Origin of the sequence: Natronorubrum amylolyticum, from assembly GCF_052040145.1 — an archaeon.
Classification (GTDB): domain Archaea; phylum Halobacteriota; class Halobacteria; order Halobacteriales; family Natrialbaceae; genus Natronorubrum.
Map to the genome: position 1 here is coordinate 435,688 of NZ_JBPPFW010000002.1, position 22,199 is coordinate 457,886.

21 protein-coding genes are annotated in these 22,199 nt (G+C 64.7%); 8 read left to right on the forward strand and 13 right to left on the reverse strand.

Translation table 11 applies throughout. The features are described from left to right. Positions 1-256 precede the first annotated feature (256 nt). Positions 257-1,075, reverse strand: a complete 819-nt coding sequence (locus ACSFDB_RS08530; RefSeq protein ID WP_440770572.1) for a ZIP family metal transporter — start codon at positions 1,073-1,075, stop codon at positions 257-259. A 202-nt stretch (positions 1,076-1,277) separates the two neighbouring features. Between ACSFDB_RS08530 and ACSFDB_RS08535 the strand changes: the two genes are divergently transcribed. Together ACSFDB_RS08535 and ACSFDB_RS08540 are read left to right on the forward strand one after the other, a co-directional pair. Next, positions 1,278-1,745, forward strand: a complete 468-nt coding sequence (locus tag ACSFDB_RS08535) for a phosphopantetheine adenylyltransferase (protein WP_440770573.1) — start codon at positions 1,278-1,280, stop codon at positions 1,743-1,745. Next, on the forward strand, positions 1,742-2,155 hold the full coding sequence (locus ACSFDB_RS08540; protein ID WP_440770574.1) for a hypothetical protein: 414 nt from the start codon (positions 1,742-1,744) through the stop codon (positions 2,153-2,155). Before ACSFDB_RS08535 ends, ACSFDB_RS08540 begins: the two co-directional genes overlap by 4 nt. A gap of 354 nt (positions 2,156-2,509) precedes the next feature. On the opposite strand, the gene ACSFDB_RS08545 is transcribed toward ACSFDB_RS08540, so the two are convergent. The 6 genes from ACSFDB_RS08545 to ACSFDB_RS08570 form a co-directional block, all read right to left on the reverse strand. Then, positions 2,510-2,953 carry a universal stress protein gene (locus ACSFDB_RS08545; protein WP_440770575.1) on the reverse strand — a complete coding sequence of 148 codons (444 nt, stop codon included), beginning with the start codon at positions 2,951-2,953 and terminating at the stop codon, positions 2,510-2,512. A 75-nt stretch (positions 2,954-3,028) separates the two neighbouring features. After that, positions 3,029-3,760, reverse strand: coding sequence for an ABC transporter ATP-binding protein (locus ACSFDB_RS08550; protein WP_440770576.1), 732 nt, complete (start codon positions 3,758-3,760; stop codon positions 3,029-3,031). Between the two features lie 3 nt (positions 3,761-3,763). Then, positions 3,764-4,828 carry an ABC transporter permease gene (locus ACSFDB_RS08555; protein WP_440770577.1) on the reverse strand — a complete coding sequence of 355 codons (1,065 nt, stop codon included), beginning with the start codon at positions 4,826-4,828 and terminating at the stop codon, positions 3,764-3,766. 6 nt (positions 4,829-4,834) lie between these two features. Next, the gene (locus ACSFDB_RS08560; protein WP_440770578.1) at positions 4,835-5,971 is read right to left on the reverse strand and encodes a hypothetical protein; all 1,137 of its coding nucleotides are present in this window, start codon (positions 5,969-5,971) and stop codon (positions 4,835-4,837) included. A 116-nt stretch (positions 5,972-6,087) separates the two neighbouring features. Then, the gene (locus ACSFDB_RS08565) at positions 6,088-7,320 is read right to left on the reverse strand and encodes a digeranylgeranylglycerophospholipid reductase (RefSeq protein ID WP_440770579.1); all 1,233 of its coding nucleotides are present in this window, start codon (positions 7,318-7,320) and stop codon (positions 6,088-6,090) included. 159 nt (positions 7,321-7,479) lie between these two features. Further along, a complete protein-coding gene (locus ACSFDB_RS08570; protein ID WP_440770580.1) occupies positions 7,480-7,896 on the reverse strand; it encodes a universal stress protein in 417 nt (138 codons plus the stop codon). A gap of 168 nt (positions 7,897-8,064) precedes the next feature. Between ACSFDB_RS08570 and nrfD the strand changes: the two genes are divergently transcribed. Continuing rightward, positions 8,065-9,417 (forward strand): NrfD/PsrC family molybdoenzyme membrane anchor subunit, encoded by a 1,353-nt coding sequence (gene nrfD / locus ACSFDB_RS08575; RefSeq protein WP_440770581.1) that lies wholly within the window; start codon positions 8,065-8,067, stop codon positions 9,415-9,417. Positions 9,418-9,460: 43 nt separating this feature from the next. Here the strand turns inward: nrfD and ACSFDB_RS08580 are convergent, their stop codons facing one another. After that, positions 9,461-10,060, reverse strand: a complete 600-nt coding sequence (locus ACSFDB_RS08580; RefSeq protein WP_440770582.1) for a GNAT family N-acetyltransferase — start codon at positions 10,058-10,060, stop codon at positions 9,461-9,463. 202 nt (positions 10,061-10,262) lie between these two features. Continuing rightward, positions 10,263-10,868: a hypothetical protein gene (locus tag ACSFDB_RS08585; protein WP_440770583.1), complete on the reverse strand. Its 606-nt coding sequence runs from the start codon at positions 10,866-10,868 to the stop codon at positions 10,263-10,265. A gap of 199 nt (positions 10,869-11,067) precedes the next feature. Between ACSFDB_RS08585 and ACSFDB_RS08590 the strand changes: the two genes are divergently transcribed. Both ACSFDB_RS08590 and speB read left to right on the forward strand, forming a co-directional pair. After that, positions 11,068-11,442 carry a translation initiation factor IF-5A gene (locus tag ACSFDB_RS08590; protein ID WP_440770584.1) on the forward strand — a complete coding sequence of 125 codons (375 nt, stop codon included), beginning with the start codon at positions 11,068-11,070 and terminating at the stop codon, positions 11,440-11,442. Next, positions 11,442-12,299, forward strand: coding sequence for an agmatinase (gene speB / locus ACSFDB_RS08595; protein WP_440770585.1), 858 nt, complete (start codon positions 11,442-11,444; stop codon positions 12,297-12,299). Before ACSFDB_RS08590 ends, speB begins: the two co-directional genes overlap by 1 nt. Positions 12,300-12,366: 67 nt before the next feature. Here speB and ACSFDB_RS08600 read toward each other — a convergent pair whose 3' ends face one another. The 3 genes from ACSFDB_RS08600 to ACSFDB_RS08610 form a co-directional block, all read right to left on the reverse strand. Then, the gene (locus tag ACSFDB_RS08600; protein ID WP_440770586.1) at positions 12,367-13,053 is read right to left on the reverse strand and encodes a hypothetical protein; all 687 of its coding nucleotides are present in this window, start codon (positions 13,051-13,053) and stop codon (positions 12,367-12,369) included. A gap of 101 nt (positions 13,054-13,154) precedes the next feature. After that, positions 13,155-13,991 carry a hypothetical protein gene (locus ACSFDB_RS08605; RefSeq protein WP_440770587.1) on the reverse strand — a complete coding sequence of 279 codons (837 nt, stop codon included), beginning with the start codon at positions 13,989-13,991 and terminating at the stop codon, positions 13,155-13,157. 120 nt (positions 13,992-14,111) lie between these two features. After that, on the reverse strand, positions 14,112-15,029 hold the full coding sequence (locus ACSFDB_RS08610) for an acetamidase/formamidase family protein (RefSeq protein WP_440770588.1): 918 nt from the start codon (positions 15,027-15,029) through the stop codon (positions 14,112-14,114). Between the two features lie 271 nt (positions 15,030-15,300). Here ACSFDB_RS08610 and ACSFDB_RS08615 point away from each other — a divergent pair, with 271 nt between their 5' ends. Continuing rightward, the gene (locus tag ACSFDB_RS08615; RefSeq protein WP_440770589.1) at positions 15,301-17,751 is read left to right on the forward strand and encodes a cbb3-type cytochrome c oxidase subunit I; all 2,451 of its coding nucleotides are present in this window, start codon (positions 15,301-15,303) and stop codon (positions 17,749-17,751) included. Between the two features lie 48 nt (positions 17,752-17,799). Here the strand turns inward: ACSFDB_RS08615 and ACSFDB_RS08620 are convergent, their stop codons facing one another. Then, positions 17,800-19,473 (reverse strand): MBL fold metallo-hydrolase, encoded by a 1,674-nt coding sequence (locus ACSFDB_RS08620; protein ID WP_440770590.1) that lies wholly within the window; start codon positions 19,471-19,473, stop codon positions 17,800-17,802. A gap of 140 nt (positions 19,474-19,613) precedes the next feature. Here ACSFDB_RS08620 and ACSFDB_RS08625 point away from each other — a divergent pair, with 140 nt between their 5' ends. Both ACSFDB_RS08625 and ACSFDB_RS08630 read left to right on the forward strand, forming a co-directional pair. Next, positions 19,614-20,381 carry a Nif3-like dinuclear metal center hexameric protein gene (locus tag ACSFDB_RS08625; protein WP_440770591.1) on the forward strand — a complete coding sequence of 256 codons (768 nt, stop codon included), beginning with the start codon at positions 19,614-19,616 and terminating at the stop codon, positions 20,379-20,381. Positions 20,382-20,924: 543 nt separating this feature from the next. Continuing rightward, complete coding sequence (locus ACSFDB_RS08630) at positions 20,925-22,076, forward strand: hypothetical protein (RefSeq protein ID WP_440770592.1); 1,152 nt, start codon at positions 20,925-20,927, stop codon at positions 22,074-22,076. Positions 22,077-22,199: the final 123 nt, after the last annotated feature.

A 22,199-nucleotide genomic window follows, 5' to 3' on the forward strand; every position in this document is an offset into this window, starting at 1 on the left:
GGCATAAAGAACGGACCGTTTTGATGATGATTTGGTGAGGACAAGCGTGTTGCTGCCGCTGGCGGCAATGGTTCCCACGTCCTCCCCAGCCGATTCGCTTACTCCCTCCGGTCGTTCGCTCATCCCTCGCACAGTATCGTCGGCCGACCTCACGCTCGTTCGGCCGACCGACAGCGCGCGCCACCGCACGTGGATTGTCAGTTCCAGCAGTACGTACGTCACCTTCACCTGCTGAATCCCGGTCACCGACCCGGACTTAGACGGTTCCGATGCCTTCGACCGCGAAGATGATCGCCAGCGTCGCGACGAAACCGACGCAGACGCCGGCGACGAGCCGCGGTCGTCCCCGCTGCGGGAGCGATCGGCCAGCGTCGATCCCCGCGGGCACGAACTCGACGACGACGAGGTAGAACAGTGCCCCCGCGGCGAATCCGAAACTCACTGCCAGCAGGCCCTCGAGCGTGCTGACGAAGTAGTAGGCCGCCACTGCGCCGATCGGCTGTGGCAGGCCGGAGAAGACGGCCCAGCCGACGACCTTCCAGCGGTCCATCCCGTAGGCGATCAGCGGGATAGCGATGGCGAGCCCCTCGGGCACGTTCAGGATCGAGATGGCGATTCCCATGAAGACGGCGAGCGCCGGCACCGTGAGACCCGCGATCTCGAGTCCCTCGCCCGTCCCGAGGTCGGCGAACGCGACGCCGACGGCGATCCCCTCCGGAATGCTGTGGATCGTCAGCACGCCGACGGTCAACACGACCGTCCGCGGATCGACGGCCGAGACCGCCCGCGGGGAGAACTCGTACCCCGACACGAGGTGGTCGGCGAGGTAGACGAACGCGACGCCCCCGATTACGCCGGCTATGACGTGTGCGAGTTCGCCCTCGGCGAGCGCCTCGCCCAGCAACCCGAACAGGGCCGCCGAGAGCAGAATGCCGACCGCGAGACCCCAGAGCACGACGAGCCAGCGGTCGGCGATCTCGCGAACGAGGAAGAACGGCGCGACGCCCAGCCCGGTGGCGAGACCGGTGACGAGGCCGACGAGAAAGACGATCGAGAGTTCGGTAGTCAGCGACATCGAGACCAACGTATCTAGTACCCGGATCGTGCTTCGGACGGATATATTCGCCCATTCGCTCGAGTCGTCGGCCATCGACTCGAGTCGACGTCCGTCTACGCGCGTCACAGTACGCCTCCGCTCGAGTCGCGAGACGGTTTCTCGTGTTCAGCAGCCGAGAGAACGTGACACACCTATGGGCCTCCCCGTTGCCGGGACTCGTATGTACGTCGCAGTCGCCGGGACGTTCGGCCCGCTGCACGACGGCCACCGAACCCTGTTCGAGCACGCGCTCCGGTTCGGCGACGACGGCGTCGTCGTCGCCCTGACGAGCGACGACCTCGCGGTCGAGACGCGCCACCAGCCTCGAGAGATTCCCGCGTTCGACGAGCGCGTTCGGCAGGTCACCGACGCCATCGACCGTCTCGACGAGTGGAATCGCGACGTCGAGATTCGGGAGCTCACGAGCGAGTACGAAATCGCGGAAGACGACCCCGCGGTCGACGCGCTCGTCGTCTCGCCGGAGACGGCACCCGAACTCGAGGAAATCAACGACCGTCGCCGGGAGCACGGTCTCGAGCCGATTTCCGGAATCGTCGCCCCGTACACCCTCGCCGACGACGGCGAACGCATCTCCTCGACGCGGATCGTCGCGGGCGAGATCGACGAACACGGAGCCCGCATCGAATGAGCGATTCGGACGCGACCTCACGGCCGCTTCTGTTCGTGCTCCTCGCGAGCGCCGCGCTCGTAACGCTGGTGGTCCACCTCTCGGTCCTCCCCCAACAGTACCCCGACGACGTGTTCACGACCGCGCTGGCGCTCGTCTTCGGCTGGCTGACCTACACCCTCGCGTTCTACGCAGTGGGCCGAATCGGCTCGCAGCCGACGGAACTCCCCAGCATGCGCTTTGCGGACGTCGGTATCGCGCTCTTTCTCGTCTCGGTGTTGCTCGCTGCGGCGCTCGACGGGTTCGGGTTCACGCCCGACGCGATCCTCGAGGCGTACATCCTGCCCGCGCTCGGCGTCTACGTCGGCCTCGCGCTGTTCGGCTGGTCGATCGGCCGTCGAACTGAAGCGATCAACGAAATCGTCCGCTGAGCGACTTGACGGCCGCCAGAGCGCGGTTCCCGGCTATCGACCGACGTAGCGAACGAACCGGGCGATCAGCACAGGTGAACGACGAACTATTTCGGACCAATTAAACCACGTGCGGTGGCGTGCGCTGAGCCGTGGTGAGCGACGAGTGAACCACGGCTCGAATCCGCACGAGGGATGAGGGAGCGAGCCTGCGAGCGAGCGAATCGGCTGGGGAGGACGTGGAACTCATCGCCGCCAGCGTGAGCACTTCGCTCAATCTCACTACTAGTCTCTGTAAATGCATATTCGACAAATACGTCCTCTCGAGTGAACACTCGATATCGGTCGGTCCTGTGAGACGCCCGCGTCCGGTTCTTACGCCGAGCGCGAACCCGAGTTCGCCACGAGCACGGGCACGTCCCCGAACCGAATCACGTGGTCGGAGACGCTTCCCAGTGCCATCCGGTGGACCCCGCCCCGACCGCGGGTTGCCATCACGACGAGATCGATTCCGGCCTCGTCCGCGTACTCGAGCAGTTCGTGCTCGGGCGGCCCCTCCAGAACGGTGCCGGTCACCTCGAGTCCCGCCTCTTCGGCCCGTTCGACGATCGCGTCGACGGATTCCTGAGCGCGCTGGCGCATCGCGTCTTCGGCGCTCGCGGCGTCGCCGGGAAGGCGGAGATCACTCAGTGGGCCCGTATCGGCCACGCAGACGACGTGGACCGCCGCGTCGTGGACACTCGCGAGCTCGAGGCCGGTTTCGGCCGCGTCTTCGGCGTGCTGGCTGCCGTCGGTCGGGAGCAGGATCGTCTCGAACATAGCGACGCGTACGACGACCCGGGTGAAACCCCCTCGGACCCGTCGGGAACGATGTACGTTCGCGGAAGAACGCCGTCACTCCAACAGCGCCCGGTACTGCGAGACGACATCGTCTGCGGGCGGGCCGTCGTACCGGAGGTCGCCGTCGACGACGACGGAGAGCCGATCGAGCTGGTCGGCGAACGCGGCCACGTTGTGCGTCGAGACGACGACGGTTCGGTCGCCCTCACAATACGAGTCGAGGAAGGCCGTGATACGTCGCCGCGAGTAGTCGTCGACGTCGGCCAGCGGCTCGTCGAGCAACAGGTACTGCGGGCGCTTGACCAGCGCGAGCCCGAGATCGAGTTTCTTGCGAAAGCCCCCCGACAGTTCGTCGGCCCGCCGGTCCGCGGCGGGCTCGAGTCGAAGCTCCTCGAGCAGGGTCTCGGTCCAGGCGTCCGGCGGCGGGTCGTCGACGAACCCGCGAAAGATCTCGAGGTTCTCGCGGACGGTGAGCGACGGGTAGAATCGGGGCTCCTGAAAGCTGTAGCCGACGGCGGCGGTCGCGTCGGTGCGCTCGATCCGGCCGCTTGTCGGCCGCGTGAGTCCGGCGAGCAGCGCGAACAGGGTCGTCTTCCCGGAGCCGTTCGGACCGATCAGGCCGTGGAACGTGCCGGGACGGAACGCGAGGGAGAGATCCTCGAGCGCCGTCGTCTCGCCGTAGCGTTTCGTCACGCCGACGAGCGCGAGTGAACCCTTATCGCCGTCGGAGGCGTCTCGGCTCGCGGAATCAGGGCCGGCGTCGTGAGTCGAGTCGGTGTCAGTCATCGGTTATCGCCTCCGTTCGTAGACGACCAGCGCCAGCTTCAGGGCGACGAGCGAGGCGAGCGTCGTCGCGACGAGCCACCAGAGGTAGTCGGCGTACAGCGACGCCGGCGCGTCGCGCAACATCGCGCTCCGGGTCGTGACCACCGAGTAGTACGTCGGTAGCGCTCGAGAGATGGTCCCCTGCGTCGAGGAGAAGAAGCCGGTCGGGTAGACCAGACTCGAGAGTCCGAAGACGGCCAGCGCGAGCCCGAGGTTGACGAACAGGGCGGTCTGGCGGAGCCCGAGTGCGAAGAGGACGGCGAGTCCGATCGCGGCCAGATAGACGAACGTGAGTCCGAAGACAGTGACCGACAGCGGTGAGAGGACGGTCACGTCGTAGCCGAACCAGTAGGCCATCGCGGCGACGACAGCTGCGGGAATCGCGAGCGCGGCGCCGTAGAACAGCAGTTTGCTGGCGACGACGGTATCCAGTCGCGACTCGGTCTGAAGTCGATCGAGCACCAACCGTTCGGAGCGGACCTGATAGGGGAGAAAGACCAGCGCGTAGAGCGTGACGAAGGCGAACAGGCCGGTGGGGACGAGGAACTCCGAGAGGCTCCGCTCCGCACCGACCTGCTCGTGATCGACGGTGACGTCGGCCGGGACGAGCCCGTCGATCTCGGACTCGGCGACGCCGACGCTCTCGTTGACCGGCTCTTCGAAGGGAACGAACGCGCGATCGGAGACGATCGTCACGTTCGCCTCGCCGCTCTCGTTCATCACATCGCCTGGGACGTGGACGGCGAGATACACCTCCTCGCGCTGGAGTCCCTCGCGCGCGTCAGCCGCCGACTCGTACTCGACCGGCGTCGCGAACGCGATCATCCCCGCTTCGGCGATCGCAATGTCGTCCTCGGTCGTCTCCTCCCCGGCGACGACGCCAACGGGCACGTCGCGCGGAATGGTCTGCTCGAAAACGGCGGTTCCGGCGACGAGTCCGCCGGGGAGTAAGACGAGGAGGACCAGGATCAATCCCCAATTTCGCCTGACGGTGATCGATTCCTTTCGCAACAGCGCCAGCAGGTCCACGCGACGTTACACCCCGTCGAGCACGGAGAGCAGGGTGAGGACGGCGTCGGCCTCCCCCTCGTAGGCAGCCGTTACCACCGGGCCGTTCCGCTCGAGGTCGATATCGTCGCGCACCTCGTCGAACTCCTCGTCGATGCTCCCGAGGTACGGAAGCGCGCCGCGCAGCACGGTCTCGAGTTCCGCGGCGTCGCCGTCGTCACCGACGTGGAGGTCGATCTCGAACTCGAGTCCGGCGTCGACGAGGGCGTAGCTCCGGCCGACAGCGTCGACTTCGTCGAGGATATCGAACTCGAGGTCGACGAACAGTTCGATCGCCTCGGGAACCGAGAGGCCGTCGGTTTCGGAGGCGACGGTCAACTGCGCGCCGCGGGCGTCCTCGTACGCGTCGCGAACCAGCCCGGAGACGGGATCGCTCTCGCCGTATCGGACGTCGAGCGCGGATCGCACGGTAGCCTCGTCGCCGACGACGAATCGGCCGTCGCCGAGGACGCCGAGGGAGGGGGTGTACGGGTCGCCGTCCCCGCTCGTTTCCGCCTCGTACAGCACCGACTCGTCCTCGTACGTCGTCTCCTCGTACGCGAGGTCGGTGGTCGCCTCGATCGAGTCGACCACCTCGTCTTCGCTCCAATCGCCGTCGACGACGGCGTCGACCCGCGCCCAGCCGTCGGACTCGGTGTCCTCGAGCGTCGCCTCGTTCAGTTCGGCGTCGCCGTCCCCGAACAGCAACAGTTCGTTCGCCGCGAGCGGGTCGAGCCCGGTTCGGGCCTCGACCGCCGCCGCGAGATCGGCAACGTACCCGGGGTCGACGGAGCCGTCGTCCTCGAGAGCGTCGCCGTCCGCGCCGTTTGCACCGTCGTCCGCACTGGCCGCATCATCGTCCGTGTCGGCCGTATCGCCGTCAGAATCCGAGACATCCTCGTCCGCCTTGAGCGCACCCGCGTCCGCGACCGCGGCGACGTCGAGGTGAGCAAGGACGGCCGTTTCCGCCGGCACGTCCTCCACGAGGTCGCCGTTGGACCGGGAATCGTCGTCGTCCAGAAAGCCGGCACAGCCGGCCGTCGCGGAGACCAGCGCACCAGAGGCGGCGAGCAGCGCTCGCCTCGAGAGGGGAGGACCGTCGGTGTCCGGGCGGGGAGTCAACATATTGGCACGTCTCGAAGCCGAGAACCATTAACCGTTCGGTGACTGCGGCCTCGATCGGTCGAGAGTCGGGAGTAGCGACGCACGGAAGAGCGAGTGATCGCGTCGTATCGTTCGAGTCAGAATCCGAACTGCTGTTTCGCGAATCGGGCGAGCAGGGAGACGTCGCTGGGACCGAGCAGTTTCAACACGGCTCGGACGTTCCCGCGGTTCGCCTCCGCTAGCGTCTCTTCGTCGAACCGGTTCAGGTCCCGCATGAGTTTGTCGTAGCGTTCGTTGGATGCGAGATAGAGCAGTTGCGTCATGTGCTGGCGGGTCTTGACGTTCGGGGCGACGTCGCGATGCCAGAGGGTTTCGTACACCTCGAGGTTCTCGGCGGTCGGCTTCACGTCGCCGTGTTTGAGGCAGGAGTCGGCTGCAGTAGCGGCCATCCGGCCGGACTGCATGCACTTGTTGATTCCCTCGCCCCAGAGCGGATCGACCGTCGGGACGGTGTCGCCGATAGCCATGAACCGATCGGTGTGCATCCGGCCCGGCAGCTGGATGTGCGCGGAGCCGCGATGCTGTTTCCCCTCGAGTCGCTCGGCGTTCGCGAAGCGGGGATCAGTCTCGAGCCAGTGGTTCAGATAGTCGTCGATCGAGTAGCCGTCGCGCGCGTACTGCTTGTGGCTCCCGTTCTGAATGTAACAGAGCCCGACCTTGGCGGTATCGCCGCCGGTGTGGAAGATCCACGAGTAGCCGCCGGGCGCGAGCTCGTGATCCAGTCGGAGCATCATCGCGTCGTGGAGATCGGCGAAGCCGGGGCGATCGATGTCGATGCCCTCGAACTCGTACTCGATGCCGATCGCGTGGTTCTCCCGCTTGAGATCGACGACGCCGAGTTTCTTCGCGAGCGGCGCGGCCGGGCCCGTCGCGTCGATGACGATCTCGCCGTAGACCTCTTCATCGCCGTTGTATCGGACGCCGACGATCTCGTCGTTTTCCATGATGGGCGCGGTGACGCGCGCGTCGAAGCGGTACTCCGCGCCGTCCGCGCGGCTGTCCTCGACGAGGAAGCGCTTGAAGTCGGCGAACTCGAGGACCGCACCGGGCTGTTCGCGAACGTAGTGTTCGGTCGGCGACTCGAGGACGACGCTGTCGGTGTACTGCATGACGACGTCGTCGGGAATCCCGAACGAAGCCATCATCGAGGGGAACGTCCCTGCGGTCGACTTGTTACTCTGGCGCGGGAACTCGTCCTCGGACTCGGTCTCGAGGACGACGACGTCGTATCCACGGGCTGCGAGGTCGCGTGCGCACTGGCCACCGGCCGGGCCAGCGCCTGCGATAACCACATCGTAGCGGTTGTTCATACCGCGAAACTATTTCGGAGCCTCATTAGTTTATTCAGTTGGGACGGAGTGACCGGAAGTCCACACGTATCACAATTTATACTTACCCGGCGAGACACGAGCGGGCAGATCGGCGAACGGGGTAATCGTCTGCTTACCGACGGTGGATATGGCGAACGGTCAGCGGACGATCGTCACGGGAACGGATGCCCGTCGGGCGATACGCTCCGCTACACTGCCGAGTAAGACGCGCGAGAAGCCGGACCGACCGTGACTGCCGACCACGATGCGGTCGACGTCGTGATCCATCGCGTACTCGACGATCGTCGGCGCGGGCTGGCCGGTCAGCAGTTCCGTCGTAATCTCACAGCCCCGATCGGTCGCTCGAGTACGGGCCGCGTCGAACAGGCCGGACGCCGCCTCGCGCATCCGTTCGCGCATCGCCTCCGCACCGAGATGGGCGAACTCGCCGTAGCCGCTCCGGTTCGGATCGGCGACGTGGACGACGACGATCTCGTCGTCGGCGTGTTCCTCGAGAGCGTACTCGAGGGCCGCCCACCCCGGTTCCGACTCGTCGAGGGCCACCAGCAGCACCATATCAAGCTGTTCGGTCCGCGGACACTTGAGTGATGCCCTCGGTAACACGGGTCACGATCCGTTCGGCGGCGAGCGGGGCGTACACGGTCAACGACGGGGGGAGTGCTTGCAAGGCCAACGGATGCAATGACGGACGTGGCGACAGTATGATTGTGAGACTCTCGCACGATGAGCACGAAATCGCCACAGAAGGCCGATATCCTTCGGCCGATACAGAATACGTCGACGAAATACTTTGTCCTGGCCGGAGTCGCTGGGCTGGCGTTCACCCTCTTTTTTATCGGCTGGCTCTACCAGCTCTACGAGGGGATGGTCGTCACCGGGCTCTCCGATTGGGGGACCGGCGGCGGGGTAACCTGGGGACTGTACATCGGCGCGTTCATCTGGTGGGTCGGAATCGCCCACGGGGGGATCATCCTCTCCGCAGCGGTCCGCCTGCTGGGGATGGAACGTTACATGCCGGTTGCTCGGCTGGCCGAGTTGCTGACTATCGCCGGACTCTCCGCGGCCGGCTTCTACATCGTCGTCCACTTAGGGCGGCCCGACCGGATGGTCACGAGCATCATCACGCACTACCACATCACGATCCACGCCTCGCCGCTGGTGTGGGACGTCACCGTCATTACGGCCTACTTCGTGCTGACGGCGACCTATCTCGCACTCACACTCCGGTACGACGTCACTAGACTGCGCGGTGAGCTGCCGGACCACTTCGGTCCCATCTACAAACTGTTGACTATCGGCTACTCCGAGAAAGAAGACGAGATCGTCCAGCGGATGGTCTGGTGGCTCGCGCTCGCCATCATCATCATGGCCCCGCTCTTGCTCCACGGCGGCGTGATTCCGTGGCTGTTCGCCCTGATCCCGAGCATGCCCGGCTGGTTCGGCGCGGTGCAGGGACCGCAGTTTCTCACCATCGCGCTCACCTCCGCGATCAGCGGGGTGATCTTCCTCTCCTACGCCTTCCGCTGGGCCTACGACTGGGATCACATCATCACCGACGACATCTTCCGCGGGCTGCTCCTGTGGCTCGGGTTCTTCTCCCTGCTGTTCCTCTGGCTCCAGCTCCAGCAGATGGTCACCGGTACCTTCTTCGCCCCGATCGACGAGGAGTACGTCACGTTTGCGACGCTCTCACATCCCATCTATCTCTTCTCGATGGGACTCGTCGCCGGAGTGTTAGCCTTCATCTTCGCACAGACGATCCGCCCCTCGCTGTTCACCAAGCTGCGAGCCGTCGCCTGCGGACTCGCGATTCTCACCGCGACGCTCCTCGAGAAGATCCTCTTCGTCGTCGAGGGGCTGATGTACCCGACGATGAGCATCTACGCGGCGACGCCCGGCGACTACTTCCCGAGTTTCATCGAGATCGCATCGATCATCGGTACCATCGGCATGGTGGTGTTGATTTTCCTGACCGTCGCCAAGATCGTCCCGGTCGTCGAACTCCACGCGATCGAACACCTGCAGGAGAAACAGCACCACGAGCGAGAGCACGAACCGGCGACTCACGACGACTGACCCCTCGACTCCCCTCGCTCGTCGGCAGCCGATCCGGTGAGTCTCACTCCCGTGGCGTGCGCACCATCGGAATGAGCGGCGGCATCGTCTCCTCCTGTATCACGCCGAGTATCTCGAATCCGTGCCGGACGTAGAGCGAGATATTCAGGGGATTGCTCGATTCGAGGTACGCGAGTTCGCCCTCTCGATCGCACGTCTCGAGTGCGTACTGCATCAGCGCCGATCCGTAGCCCCGACGCTGTTGGGTGGGGCCGACGCCGATGAGTGGCAGGTGCCAGTACGGCTCGGTGGGATGGTACGTCTCGAGTTGCTCCATGACCGAAAATGTGTGCGCCAGGCGCTCTTCTGGCAGGGCGTCCTGAAACAGTGCGACCATCGCGTCTTCGTCCGGGTCAACGCCTGACGGGAGCCAGAGGGCTGTTGCAGCGAAATCGTGCAGGGTGTGAGCGGTCCCGTGATCGAACGCCTTCCCGCCGTAGCGCCTGACGAACTCCGGGAAATATTCCATGTAGTCGTTCGAAGACGGGAAGAACCACCGCATCATCGGATCCGAACTGAACGCCAGCACGAGGGTATTGATGACCCGTTGCTCTTCGGCCTTCGTTGCTGTCTCGACCGCCGCGGATTCGTGAATCGTCGCCATCTCTGGACCTCTCCGAGCGTCCGTCGTTTCGAGAGACCGGTGTCTCACCGCCGACGCTGAAGAACACTCACAACCGTTACGCGCCGAAATATGTTAACTCTTGTCATGGGCCGTGGTTCGGGTTTACATCCGCCGCCGGCCGATGGAGACGCAGCCGTAGCGGGTCGACCGGATACTACGTATTCGTCGCAAACACCCCCAGTCAGTGATGAGTAGCCGACGATCGGCAGTCGTCCCACAGGGCGGTCGGACTGTCGCCGTCTCGGTCGGCACGCTCGACGTCGCGCAGGAGTTCGAACGCGCCGTAGCGCTCGTCTTCGAGCAGTCGATCGGCCAGTTCCGGCGCGACGGAGACGCGGCGACACTCTCCCGCGACGATCAACCCGCCGGGGCCGAAAGTGAACTCGACGTCGTAGCGGTGGACGCGTTCGTCGCGCGCTTCGAGTTCGGGCTGGATCGCCTCGAGCACGTCCGCGACGTACTCCAAGACGAGTTTCATCCCCGGCGCGTCGGTGGTCTCGAGGTCGACGCGGACGATCGGGACGATCGCTGGCCGTTCGCCCTCGTCAGCCGACCCATCGTGGCCCTCGAAATCCGCACCGACGACGGCGATTCGACGGACGGTCGGCGAACGCTCGAGGTGGGAGCCGGTTCCCGGACCCAACGCCTCGGCCAGTCGGTCGTCGAGGGCGTCCGCGAGTTCGGATCGGGCGTGACGACGCCTGCGGTGTCGAACGACCATGGCGATGCTGAGACCGGAGAGGAACACCGCGACGATACCGAGGACGGCGACGAAGCTGCCTGGCATCAGTCGTGCCTTCGTCGGCCAGTTAGTAGAGATTTCGCTCGAGAGCCACTGGCTGCGAACGGTACCAGCTCGGTACTGTTCCTGGAGATCCACCCCCAGTACACCGGCCGCATCCGACGGTTCAGACGTGTTAGCACACTGAACTCGTCTCAGCGTCCATTCCAAACGGTTTATGGCCGTCGGTTGATTACGCCGGGATATGGCGAAACAGCAGACCGAAGTTCGCGAACTCCAGGAAGGAAGTTACGTCATGATCGACGACGCAGCCTGCAAGATCAACGCCTACTCGACCGCCAAGCCGGGTAAACACGGCAGTGCGAAGGCTCGAGTCGAGGCCGCAGGCGTCTTCGACGGCAAGAAGCGCTCGCTCTCCCAGCCAGTCGACGCGAAGATCTGGGTCCCGATCATCGAGCGGAAGAACGGACAGGTCGTCTCCGTCGACGGCAACGACATGCAGGTCATGGACCTCGAAACGTACGAGACGCTCACGATGCGCATCCCCGAGGACGTCGACGTCTCCCCCGACGAGAACATCGAGTACCTCGAGATGGAAGACCAGCGAAAGATCGTCTGATGTTTCCCGGGGCGACTGACGGACGCGAGGATTCCGACACGCGAGGGCGAGAGCCCGACCGTGGAGGCGCGAACTTCGTGGTCGTCGGTGCGCCCCTGGACGTCTCGACGACCTTTCAGCCGGGGACCCGGTTCGGTCCCCGACGCATTCGGACTTTTGCGGAGCCGTTCGACGACTACGACCACCGGACGGACCAGCACTTCTCGGCCCTCGGCGTCGAAGACCGCGGCGACGTTCGCGCCTGGGACGATGCCGAAGCGTATCTCGAGTACCTCGAGGGAACCCTGCGCGATATCGTCTGGGACGACGCCGTCCCGCTGGTGCTGGGCGGCGAACACACCGTCTCGCTCGCGGGCGTGCGCGCAGTCGACCCCGAGGTCGTGGTCTGTCTCGACGCCCACCTCGACCTCTACGAGGCCTACGACGGGAACGAACTGTCCCACGCCGCCGTGATGCGGCGAATCCTCGAGGTCGAATCGGTCGAGGAGGTCGTCCTCCTCGGGATCCGAACGGGCAGCGAGGCGGAGTGGGAGCGAGCGAGCGAGGACGACGTGACCGTCGTCCCGCCCGAAGACGTCGCGGACTGGTCGTTCGGCGACCGACTCAGGAATCAAGACGTCTACCTCAGCGTCGATATCGACGCCGCCGACCCCGCGTACGCGCCGGGAACGGGGACGACGGAGCCGTTCGGCCTCGAGTCCCGCGAGATGCGCGATCTCGTTCGGGAGGTTGCCCCGCACGCGAGCGGCTTCGACGTCGTGGAGGTCAACGACCGCGACGACGGACAGGCCGCGTCGCTCGCGGGGAAACTGGTTCGGGAGTTTGTCTTCTCGAAGGCGACCGCTTCCGGTGAGTGAGTCGCCATCGGTAGTTCCGGATCATCGTCGAAGCGATGGAAGCCCCCCGTTCTCGAGTTTCGGCGCCTCAAAACAGCGACAGCGACGTCTCCCGTTCGATGACGGTGTACCCCTGTGCGGCGAGCACCTCCGCGTAGTACCGGTTGGTGAGCGCGCCCTGCACGAGATAGCGCAGCCCGAACCGCCTGTTCGGTTCTCCCTCGATCTCGAGACGTGCCCCGTCGCCAGCGTCTCGAATCGTGATCGTGTACGTCCCCCACGAACGGTCGTTCGCGGTCGTCGTAATATCGAGCGTCGAGACGCTATCGTCCCCGCTCGAGTCGTCCGTGCCGGGCGAATCGAGCGAGCGGAGGGCGCTCTTCACCGTCATCGTGGCAGACTGCAATCCGAAGGCGTACGAGAAGTCGTAGACGCCGCCGTCTGCAGTCGGGCGGACGTCGTCGGCGAGTCCCCACTGAAAGGCGAGCATTGGCGGCATGGCACCGTCGAAGTCAGCGACGACAGCGTCGATATCCGCGTCGGTGACCGCTCGCGTCGTCGTCGTTCGTGAGAGAACCGGCGCGCGGGCCAGCACGAGGAGACCGATCGCGACGAGGAGGCCGACGAGGAACGGAAGCGAAACGATCGCAACGAACGCGACGAGTGCGACGGCCACAGCAGCGGCGATGCTACAGAGTCGTTCGACGCGGTGATATCGTCGGACGACGGCAACGACGGCGTCGTGATCGGGTCGTCGGTCGGTCGAGGAGGACACACGTTCGACTCGCTTGAGATGTCAATTAATGCTATCGATCGGCGGGGGCTGTCGTGGCCGAAAGGAAGAAGGCGGAGATGCCGGATGACGGGAGGCGAGACTCAAAACAGCGTCGGGAGCCACAGTCCGAGTGCGATCAATACGACCGCGTGAGCGGCGTGACGAATCGCCGTCGATCGGTACTCCGACCCCCGTTCGCCGAGCTCGCCAGCCACCACGGTCGGCGTCGTTTCGGTAGCGGGTTCCAACACGGGCCCGTCTCGCGCCTCCCGGACGGTTCCCTCGACCGAGAGCTCGTCGCCGTTCTCGACGACGACCGCCTGGTAGCGATCGGGCGTTGCCGAGTTCCCGCCGACGCTGAACCCGAGTTCCGGATCGCCGAAGAGCCCGCGGTCGCCGATCAACCGGAATCGCTCGAGGATTTTCGTCACCGGATCCGGTTCCCCGAGTCGGACGTCGACCGTCGGATCACCCAGATCGAGGGCCGGATCGTCGAACGGGTCGTACGGCTCGGTCGAGTCGTCCAATTCGGGCGCGAGTGCGTCCTCGTCGGTCCGAACGTATCGCCCCTCGTGCCGGATGTCGAACTCGCCGACAGCCAGTCCGCCCTCGGCGGTCTCGGTCGTGGACGAACCGCGGCGGCCGGGCGAACTCGAGTGCCGACGGATCCGCCACGCGAACAGCGCCGGCCGGTAATCGACGGCGGACACCGCATCGGGCGGGTCGCGCTCGGGCGTCGCCGACTCGAGGACCGAGACCGGTCCGGAGACGATCGTCGCATCCCCGCTGGCTCGGTCGCGCTCGGGGGTCGCCACCGCGCCGCGGATCGATCTGTACCGCCTGAACGCCTTGAACGCCTGATAGAGGGACGCAGCTCCGAACAACACGAGTAGAAGATAGACAAACGTCGGATCGAACGAAACATCGATCGAATCCATACGCCAGCCTGACAACAAGATAGGATAATTGTTGTGTTATTCGCGTCGGAACGCGGCCTCGTCACGGATGCTCCGGCAGCGAAAACGCACCGAATACCCCGAAAGACGGAGACGAGGCGGTTAGAACGGCGACGACAGGTACGCCTTCGGCACCGCGTTGCGCACCGTCACCAGCGGATCGACCACCTGACTGATCTCGAGGCCCCCTACCAGACTCGAGAACAGGTAGGCGTCCGTCGTCTCGAAGCCGTGCTCGGACTCGAGCAGCCCGATAGCGTCCCGGTTCGCGAGTTCGCAGGCCGCCTCGAGCGTCTCAGCGCTCGCGATGGTCTTCCAGGCGTCATCCGTCTCGACCAGCGGGCGCTCGAGGTCGATATCGGTCGCGTCGCCGTCGATCACCTCGAGCGTGACGTCGATCTCGGTCGCGATTTCGGATCCGGTGCCGCACATCTCGCCGTCGGCCATCGCGGCCTTACAGTCGCCCATCGCAAGCATCGCCCCCTCCTGAAAGACGGGGAAGTAGGCGACGTTTCCCGCCGTCATATCGGTCGTGTCGAGGTTGCCGCCGTGGTCGTGGGGCACGAGCGTCGTGTACGACTCCGAGGCGGGTGCGACGCCGATCGTGCCGATGACGGGGTCGATTGGGACCTCGAGGTCGTCGAATTCGAGCGTCTCGCCGTCCGCCGAAATCGGCGTCATCCGCGTCCGCGGGGCCTCAATATCCTCGTGGCCGTCGAGCAGGCCGAAGCCGTCGATGGTGATTACTCGGCCCTGGTCTTCGGCGATTCGGATCGCCTCGATCTCCACGCGGAGGACGTCACCGGGTTGGGCATCCTCGAGTGCGATCGGTCCCGTGGCGGCGTTGACCTCCTCCGGGACCGACTCGATCACGTCCGATTCGGTTTGCACCGCGCCGTCCAAGCTATCTCTCGTTTCGATCGTCAGTTCAGCGCCCGAGTCGACCGTGGCGAGCGCCTCGAGATCGGGCGTGAACTCGTATATCGCGCCGTCCTCGTGGGAAACCGTTTCGCGTGACATATCGTCAGTATCTGCGTGCAGGGTGGTAAATCGTCGCCTCGAGGAAGTTCCGGGGACCCTCGTCTCCTGCGACCGTATCCTTGCACATGCGCCACACACATTCATACGGGGCTTGGGTGTGGAACGTTTCGACGATGGGTTTCCTGGTTCGTCGGTCCCCGAGGTTGCTGCCGTATCGAAGCGTTCAGCGACGACGGTCGCGTCGATCGCACAGCGAGCGTCGCGGAGACCGGACCGAAGAATCGAGCGGTCTCCCTCGAGGGGTGTCCCGATGAGCGACCTGCCCCCGATGACGTCCGTCAAGCGGTGGCTCGTCACGACGAACCACAAGGACGTCGGCCTTCTCTATCTGGCGACGGCCATGTTCTTCCTCCTGCTGGGCGGCGTCCTCGCCCTGATCTTCCGTATCCAGCTGTGGGCGCCGGGCGGAACGGGACTGCTCACTGGCAGCGAGTACAACCAGGCCGTCTCGACTCACGGATTACTGATGGTCTTCTGGTTCCTGTCCCCGATCGCGACCGGCTTCGCGAACTACTTCGTCCCGCTGCAGATCGGGGCGAAGGATCTCGCGTTCCCGCGGCTAAACGCGATGAGCTACTGGTTTTACCTCTTTTCGGGGCTGCTGTTCGTGTTGTCGTTCTTCCAGGGACGGTCGTACGCGGGCGGCTGGACGATGTACGCGCCGCTAAACGTGCCGATGTATACGCCGGCGATGGAGGCGACGACCGGCGGCAACGCGGCGGTCCTCGCGCTGATCCTGTTCGTCTTCTCGATCACGATCGGGACGGTCAACTTCCTCACGACGATTCATCGGTCGCGTGCGGAGGGACTGGGGCTCTGGAACATGCCGCTTTTCACCTGGTCGTGGCTGCTGACCGTCTGGATGATGCTGTTTGCGTTCGCCGCGCTGCTCGCCGCCCTCCTGTTGCAGGCGAGCGATCGAATCCTCCTGACGCAGTATATGGCGACCGATCAGGGCTCGAGCCTGCTGTGGGCGCACCTGTTCTGGTTCTTCGGCCACCCGGAGGTGTACATCGTCTTCTTCCCCGCGCTGGGGATCATGTTCGAGACGTTCCAGACCTTCTGTGGTCGACGGCTCGTCGGTCGGAAATGGGTCATCATCTCGATGGTTCTGGTGGCCGTCCAGTCCTTCCTGGTCTGGATGCACCACATGTTCCTGACGACCATCAACCTCGAGGTGAAGACGCTGTTCATGGCGACGACGATCGGGATCTCGCTCCCCTTCGACCTGATGGTCTTCGCGCTGATCTACACAATGGTCAAAGGGCGGATCCGGTTTACGACCCCGTTTCTCTTCTCGCTGGGTGCGCTCGTCCTCTTTATCCTCGGCGGCATCACGGGCGTTTTCCTCGGCGCGGTCGTGCTGGACTACGAGTTCCGCGGCACTTACTGGGTCGTCGCGCACTTCCACTACGTGATGGTCTCCGGCGTGACGGCGCTGATCGCCGGCCTCTACTACTGGTGGCCGAAGCTCTCCGGGAAGATGTACTCCGAGACGCTCGGCAAGCTCAATTTCGCGGTCTACTTCATCGGATTCAACCTGCTGTACTTCCCGATGTTCCTCGCCTGGGAGACGCCGCGGCGCGTCTTCGATTACGGCGAAGGAATGCAGTTCTACCACCAGCTGGCGACCGTCGGCGCGTTCGTCCTCGGCGCGTCGTTCCTGATCATGTTCTACACGTTCGCAAAGAGTTGGGTCTCGGGCCCCGATGCGCCCGACAACCCGTGGGAGTTCTCCCGCACCGCCGAGTGGGCGATTCCCTCGCCCCCGCCGCTCGAGAACTGGAGCGGCCGCCCGAGCTACGCCAGCGGCCGACTCGAGTTCGTCGACGACACGTCGGCGACGACCGACGGCGGCGTGGTGACCGAAGAGGCGAGTCAGGTCGAACACGCGGATCACGCGAGCATCTGGCCGCTCGGCATCGGACTCGGGGCGTTCGTGTTCTTCCTCGGGCTCTCGGGACTGACGCCGTACGTACTCGAGTTCGCCCAGGCGCGCGGGCTCGAGGACGCCAGCACCGCCGCCGAACCGACCGTGCTGTATCCGATTCTCACCGTACTCGGCGTGGCGATTCTCGCGTACACGCTCTTCGAGTACGGACGTGAGGAATTCGTCGCCCCCGAGATGGCCATCGCCGAGCGCTGGCCGTTCGAGGGCGTCGGCAACACGAAACTCGGCGTCTGGTTCTTCCTGGCGTCCGACGTCGTCGTCTTCGGCGCCGTGATCGGTTCGTACGTCTTCATGCGCCTGCATATGGGCTGGAACAACTGGGTGACCGTGCCGTTTGCCGCCTGGCCCGGCCTGCTCAACACCTACATCCTGCTCACCTCGAGTTTCACAGTCGTCCTCGCGCTCGCCTTCGCCGAGCGCCAGCACAAGCAGGGGTTACTCGGCGCCCTGAGCGCGACGCTGCTGCTCGGACTGACGTTCATGGGCGTCAAAGCGTACGAGTACAACGTGAAGTTCGCCGACGGCGAGTACTGGTGGTACGGGCTCGAGTATACGGTCTACTACGTCACGACGGGACTGCACGCCTTACACGTGCTCCTCGGCCTGCTCATCGCCGTCTTCATGCTCTACCGAATCGCGAGCGTCGACGCCTATCTCGAGGACACTCGGCCGGTCGAGTTCTTCGGGCTCTACTGGCACTTCGTCGACATCGTCTGGGTGTTCCTGTTCCCGCTGTTCTACCTGATGTAGCGGTCTTTTGCGACAGCGGGTCGACGATTGGGTCACCGGTCAACCGAATTACGATTCTGAGACTGACTCGCCGATCGTGATCTCGACGACGTCTCCCGCGTCGACGTCGGCCCGCTCGAGGAGACGGAAGATCTGTTCGCTGTCGCCGTCGGTTAGCACTCGGGCCCGAACCGTCTCCGTCTCTCGATCCCGACTCGGCTCGGCCGTCGAGACCTGGATTCGCTCGCCCGTCTCTCCGTCGCTGATCGTCGTCGCCGAGGTGGATCCTCCCTCGGATAGCACCGACTCGGATCCTCTCTTGCTCGTCGCACTCGCCTCGGGCATCGGCGTACCGATGGCGAAACTGCGCTCGAACGATTCGAGATCGACGTCCTCGGCCTCGAGGTCGACCGAACCTCGCCGGACGGGTGGCAGCGAGGCGGTGACATCGATCGGTCGCTGCCGGGCGGCTTCCCACTGCTGGGCGCGGATTTTGGTCGCCGTTCGTTCGGCGATCCACCCCGGCGACAGCCACTCCCCCTCGTCGTAGAGTCGGTGGATGTCTTCGTCGTTCGTCCCCCAGGTGAAACAGTGATCGAAGCGACGCTGAAATCGGTTGAGCGCGCCGCCGTTGGCGTGTTTGATGACGACGTGGGTCGGCGCCAGCTCGCAAACGAGGTCGTCGATCGTCTCCAGCGAAGGGTGATTTCGGAGGTCGACGCAGTGGGTCGTACACCGGACGTCCGGGACCGGCTCGTCGTTCCCCGTTCCGAGCCGGACGAAGACCCCGGCGGGGTCGTCCGCGACCGCTCCGAGGAGGCGCGAAGCGCTCCCCCGCGTCGGATCGTCCGGGCCGGTGATCGCCACGCCGCCGTGTTCGAGAACCGTACTCGGGCGGTCGAACACCGGTACCGTCTCGACGGCAGAGTCGGGTTCGGCCGCCGCTCCGCCACCCGCCTCCTCGAGTGCGGCGTACACCTTGGCGGTTTGGCCGACGAGCGTGATCGGTAGCTGCCGATCGAGCGTCTCCGCGAGTCGAGTCAGGAGCGTTGCCACGTGGACGCCAGTCAGCGAACTCGTCGCGACGACGACCCGCGAGCCGGCGTATGCCCGCTCGAGTACCGTTTGCAACGCCGTCTCGAGCGCGTCCGGATACGACTCGTCGGTCGAGACGGTCAGGAACAGCGCGTCGATATCGAACGGGTAGGAGGTCGTAAGCCCCGGAAATCCCGCACAGGAGCGGCGCGTGAAATCACCGGTCATCAGGAGGTGGTGCTCGTCGGAGAGGGGACCGTCGGTTCCGGTCTCGTCTCGAAAACGAACCGCGAATCCCACCGCGCCGGGCGTGTGTCCCGCGGGAACGGGACGCACCTCGAGGTCGGAGAGAATCGACGTCCAGTCGTCGATCGGCTCGAGGTGGTCGAAGACCGGCGAGAGGTTCCCCAGATCGTTGTCCTTCTGCGCTTCCGGGAGCGCCTGCTCGAGGACGGCCGCTGTCGCCGGCGACGCGTAGATCGGGGCGCTGTGGCGAACGCTTTCCGCGAGCGTTCGGTAGTGATCGATGTGGGCGTGTGTGAGCAAGATCGCGTTCAGATACTCGTCGGGAGCGAGCAACGCGTCGAGATCGACGCCGGCACCCGAGTCGACGAGAACGCACGCACGCGTTCCGTCGGCGGCCGTAAACCGTAGGAGCGACGACTCGTTGCCGTCGCGAACGTTGGCGTGTTGGTACGAGACGCGCATCTACGTGTGTTCAATCCGTCCTGATACTACTTGAATTCCCGCATATACTGCTCGAAACTCGTCGCCGAGGCGAACGTAGCCGACTCAGTCGTCGAACGAAACCAGCCGAATACAAGGCCCTCGCCGGCGACGCTCGAGACATGGAGCTCGCTACGTTCGTCGACCGTCTCGACGAGGAACTGCGCACCGACGACTACGCCGACCTCGACGCCAGCGCGAACGGGCTACAGGTCGGTCCCGACGACGGCGAGGTCGAACACGTCGCCTTCGCCGTCGACGGCGTGCAAGCGACGTTCGAGCGCGCGGTCGACGCCGACGCGGACGCGCTCGTCACCCACCACGGCCTCTCGTGGGGCGGCTTCGACCGGGTGACCGGCCGAACGTACGACCGAATCGAACCCCTGATCGCGAACGACCTCGCGCTGTACGTCTCGCACCTCCCGCTGGACGGCCACCAGGAACTGGGCAACGCCGCCGGCGTCGCCGACGTGCTCGACCTCGAGGACCGTACCCCCTTCGGGGAGCTCGGTCCGGAGTACATCGGCCAGCGCGGCGCTGCAGCCGACCCCTACACCGTCGACGAACTCCGCGATCGGCTGCAGTCCAACCTCGAGACCGGCGGTCGACCCGTCCCGGCGCTCGAGTTCGGCCCCGACGAGATCGAGGAGGTCGCGATCGTCACCGGCAGCGGCACCGACTGGCTGGCCGAGGCCGACGCGGCCGGCGCGGACGCGCTGATCACGGGCGAGGGGAAACAGAAGGCCTACCACGAGGCTCGAGAGGCCGGGATTCACGTCTTGCTCGCGGGACACTACGCCACCGAGACGTTCGGCGTTCGCGCGCTACAGGAGCTGGTCGAGGGGTGGGGCCTCGAGACGAGTTACTTCGAGGAGCCGACCGGGCTGTAGCCGGTTCGCTCCCGGATATCGCCCCCCGTAGTCGACCCGTATCGCCACAGAAGCGACCGTGTATGAACGGTACGGGCCGCATACACGCCCGTTCGTCTTGCTATCGAGCAGTTCCTCGAAACGGAGACGGGTGGACGACTACGACCGTCAGATCACGGTCTCGACGAACAACGCGACCGACGTTTGCGAACGCTCGGAGTCGATCACCGATCATCCGTCAGCCGCCGGCCACCGCCCGTCTCGAAGCACTGTCCCTGATTGCCGTGACGCTGATCTCTCGGCAGTTTCGACATCGATCCTTCGGCAGCCACCGTGTGTTTATTATGACAGTAGCCGCGGGATTCTGCTCGGAATCGTCAGTCAGGCGGGCACTTTCCCCTATCCCGTACGCTGTAATCTAGCTAACAGCATTTCGAACGAATACGGTTCAAATTCGGTATTTATCGTGTTCTAATGATAGTCCTCGAGTAACAATACTTCGCTAAGATAGAGATTCAGTCAACCCCGACGGTCACGGACGTTGCTCAGTCGGGGATGACAACGATGACAAAGTTCAATTCACTTTCACGGCGCGAGAGTTTGCTCGGTATCGGCGCTGCGGGAACAGTACTCGGCGGGAGCGCGCTCGGTATCTCGAGCGTGATGGCCGGCGACGACTCCGACGGCAAGTCGGACGATAAGAACGCGGTCGACACCGACCCGAAGACGGGCGCGTTCAAACTGGATCTCGTCTGTTTCGAGAAGGGCAACGCGAAACTCAGCGTCTACAACGAGACCAAGGAAGCCGCGAAGGTCAACTGGGCGGTCGATAACGGTGCCCACGACGGCGACGTCGACGGTCACGGGAACGGCGACGAGGAAGCCGCCGACGAGGACTTCGATCCAGACGGCGAGACCATCGAAGACGGCGAAGAAGTCGACGAGGACGACAACGGTGACGATGACAACGGTCACGACGACGACGGCTACGATAACGGCGACAACGGCTACGACGATAATGGCGACACGGAGTACGGTCTCGAGGGGAAGCTGACGGTCCCGGAGAAAGACTCCGAGACGTTCTGGGCGGGCACCGTCACGAAGGACTCGACGGTCACGGTCTACGCGGACGGCAAGAAGGTCGCCAGCGCGGACGTCGAGAAACTCGAGTGCGAGACGAAAGGTATCGCGGAGAAACTCGACCTCGAGGCAGTCTGTTACCGAACGCGAAAGGACGACGCCGGCTACAACGGCGACGACACCGACGAAAACGGCGAGAACGGTGACCCCAACGGTGACGAGGAAGCCGCCGACGAGGACTTCGATCCCGACGGCGAGACGATCGAAGACGGCGAGGAAGTCGACGAAGACGATAACGGCGACAACGGCGACGACGACAACGGTCACGACGACGACGGCTACGACAACGGCGAGGACGCAACCGACGAGGACGACGACGCCGACAAACGGACGATCCGAGAGGCGAAGTTCCGCGTCACGAACGACACGAAGCACGAAGTGAAAGCGAACTGGAGCGTCGACGGCGACGGACAGGGCGGCAAACTGTACCCCGACGGCAAGGGCTCGGAGAGCTTCTGGGTCACCGTCCTCGAGGGACAGAAGACGTACGTCACGCTCACGCACGACGGGACGGAGGTCGCGACCGAGAAGGCCGATACGGAGACGGAGTGCACCGACTGCGACGGAGAGTACTGAACACGGCGGTCGTTCGACGCACCGTCCTGTACGCGGTTGCCGATCGATCGCCGGTGCTGACCGAACGGACGATAGCGGATCACCGGCCGTCGAACGGTGGTCCACCCGCACCGTAGCGCACTG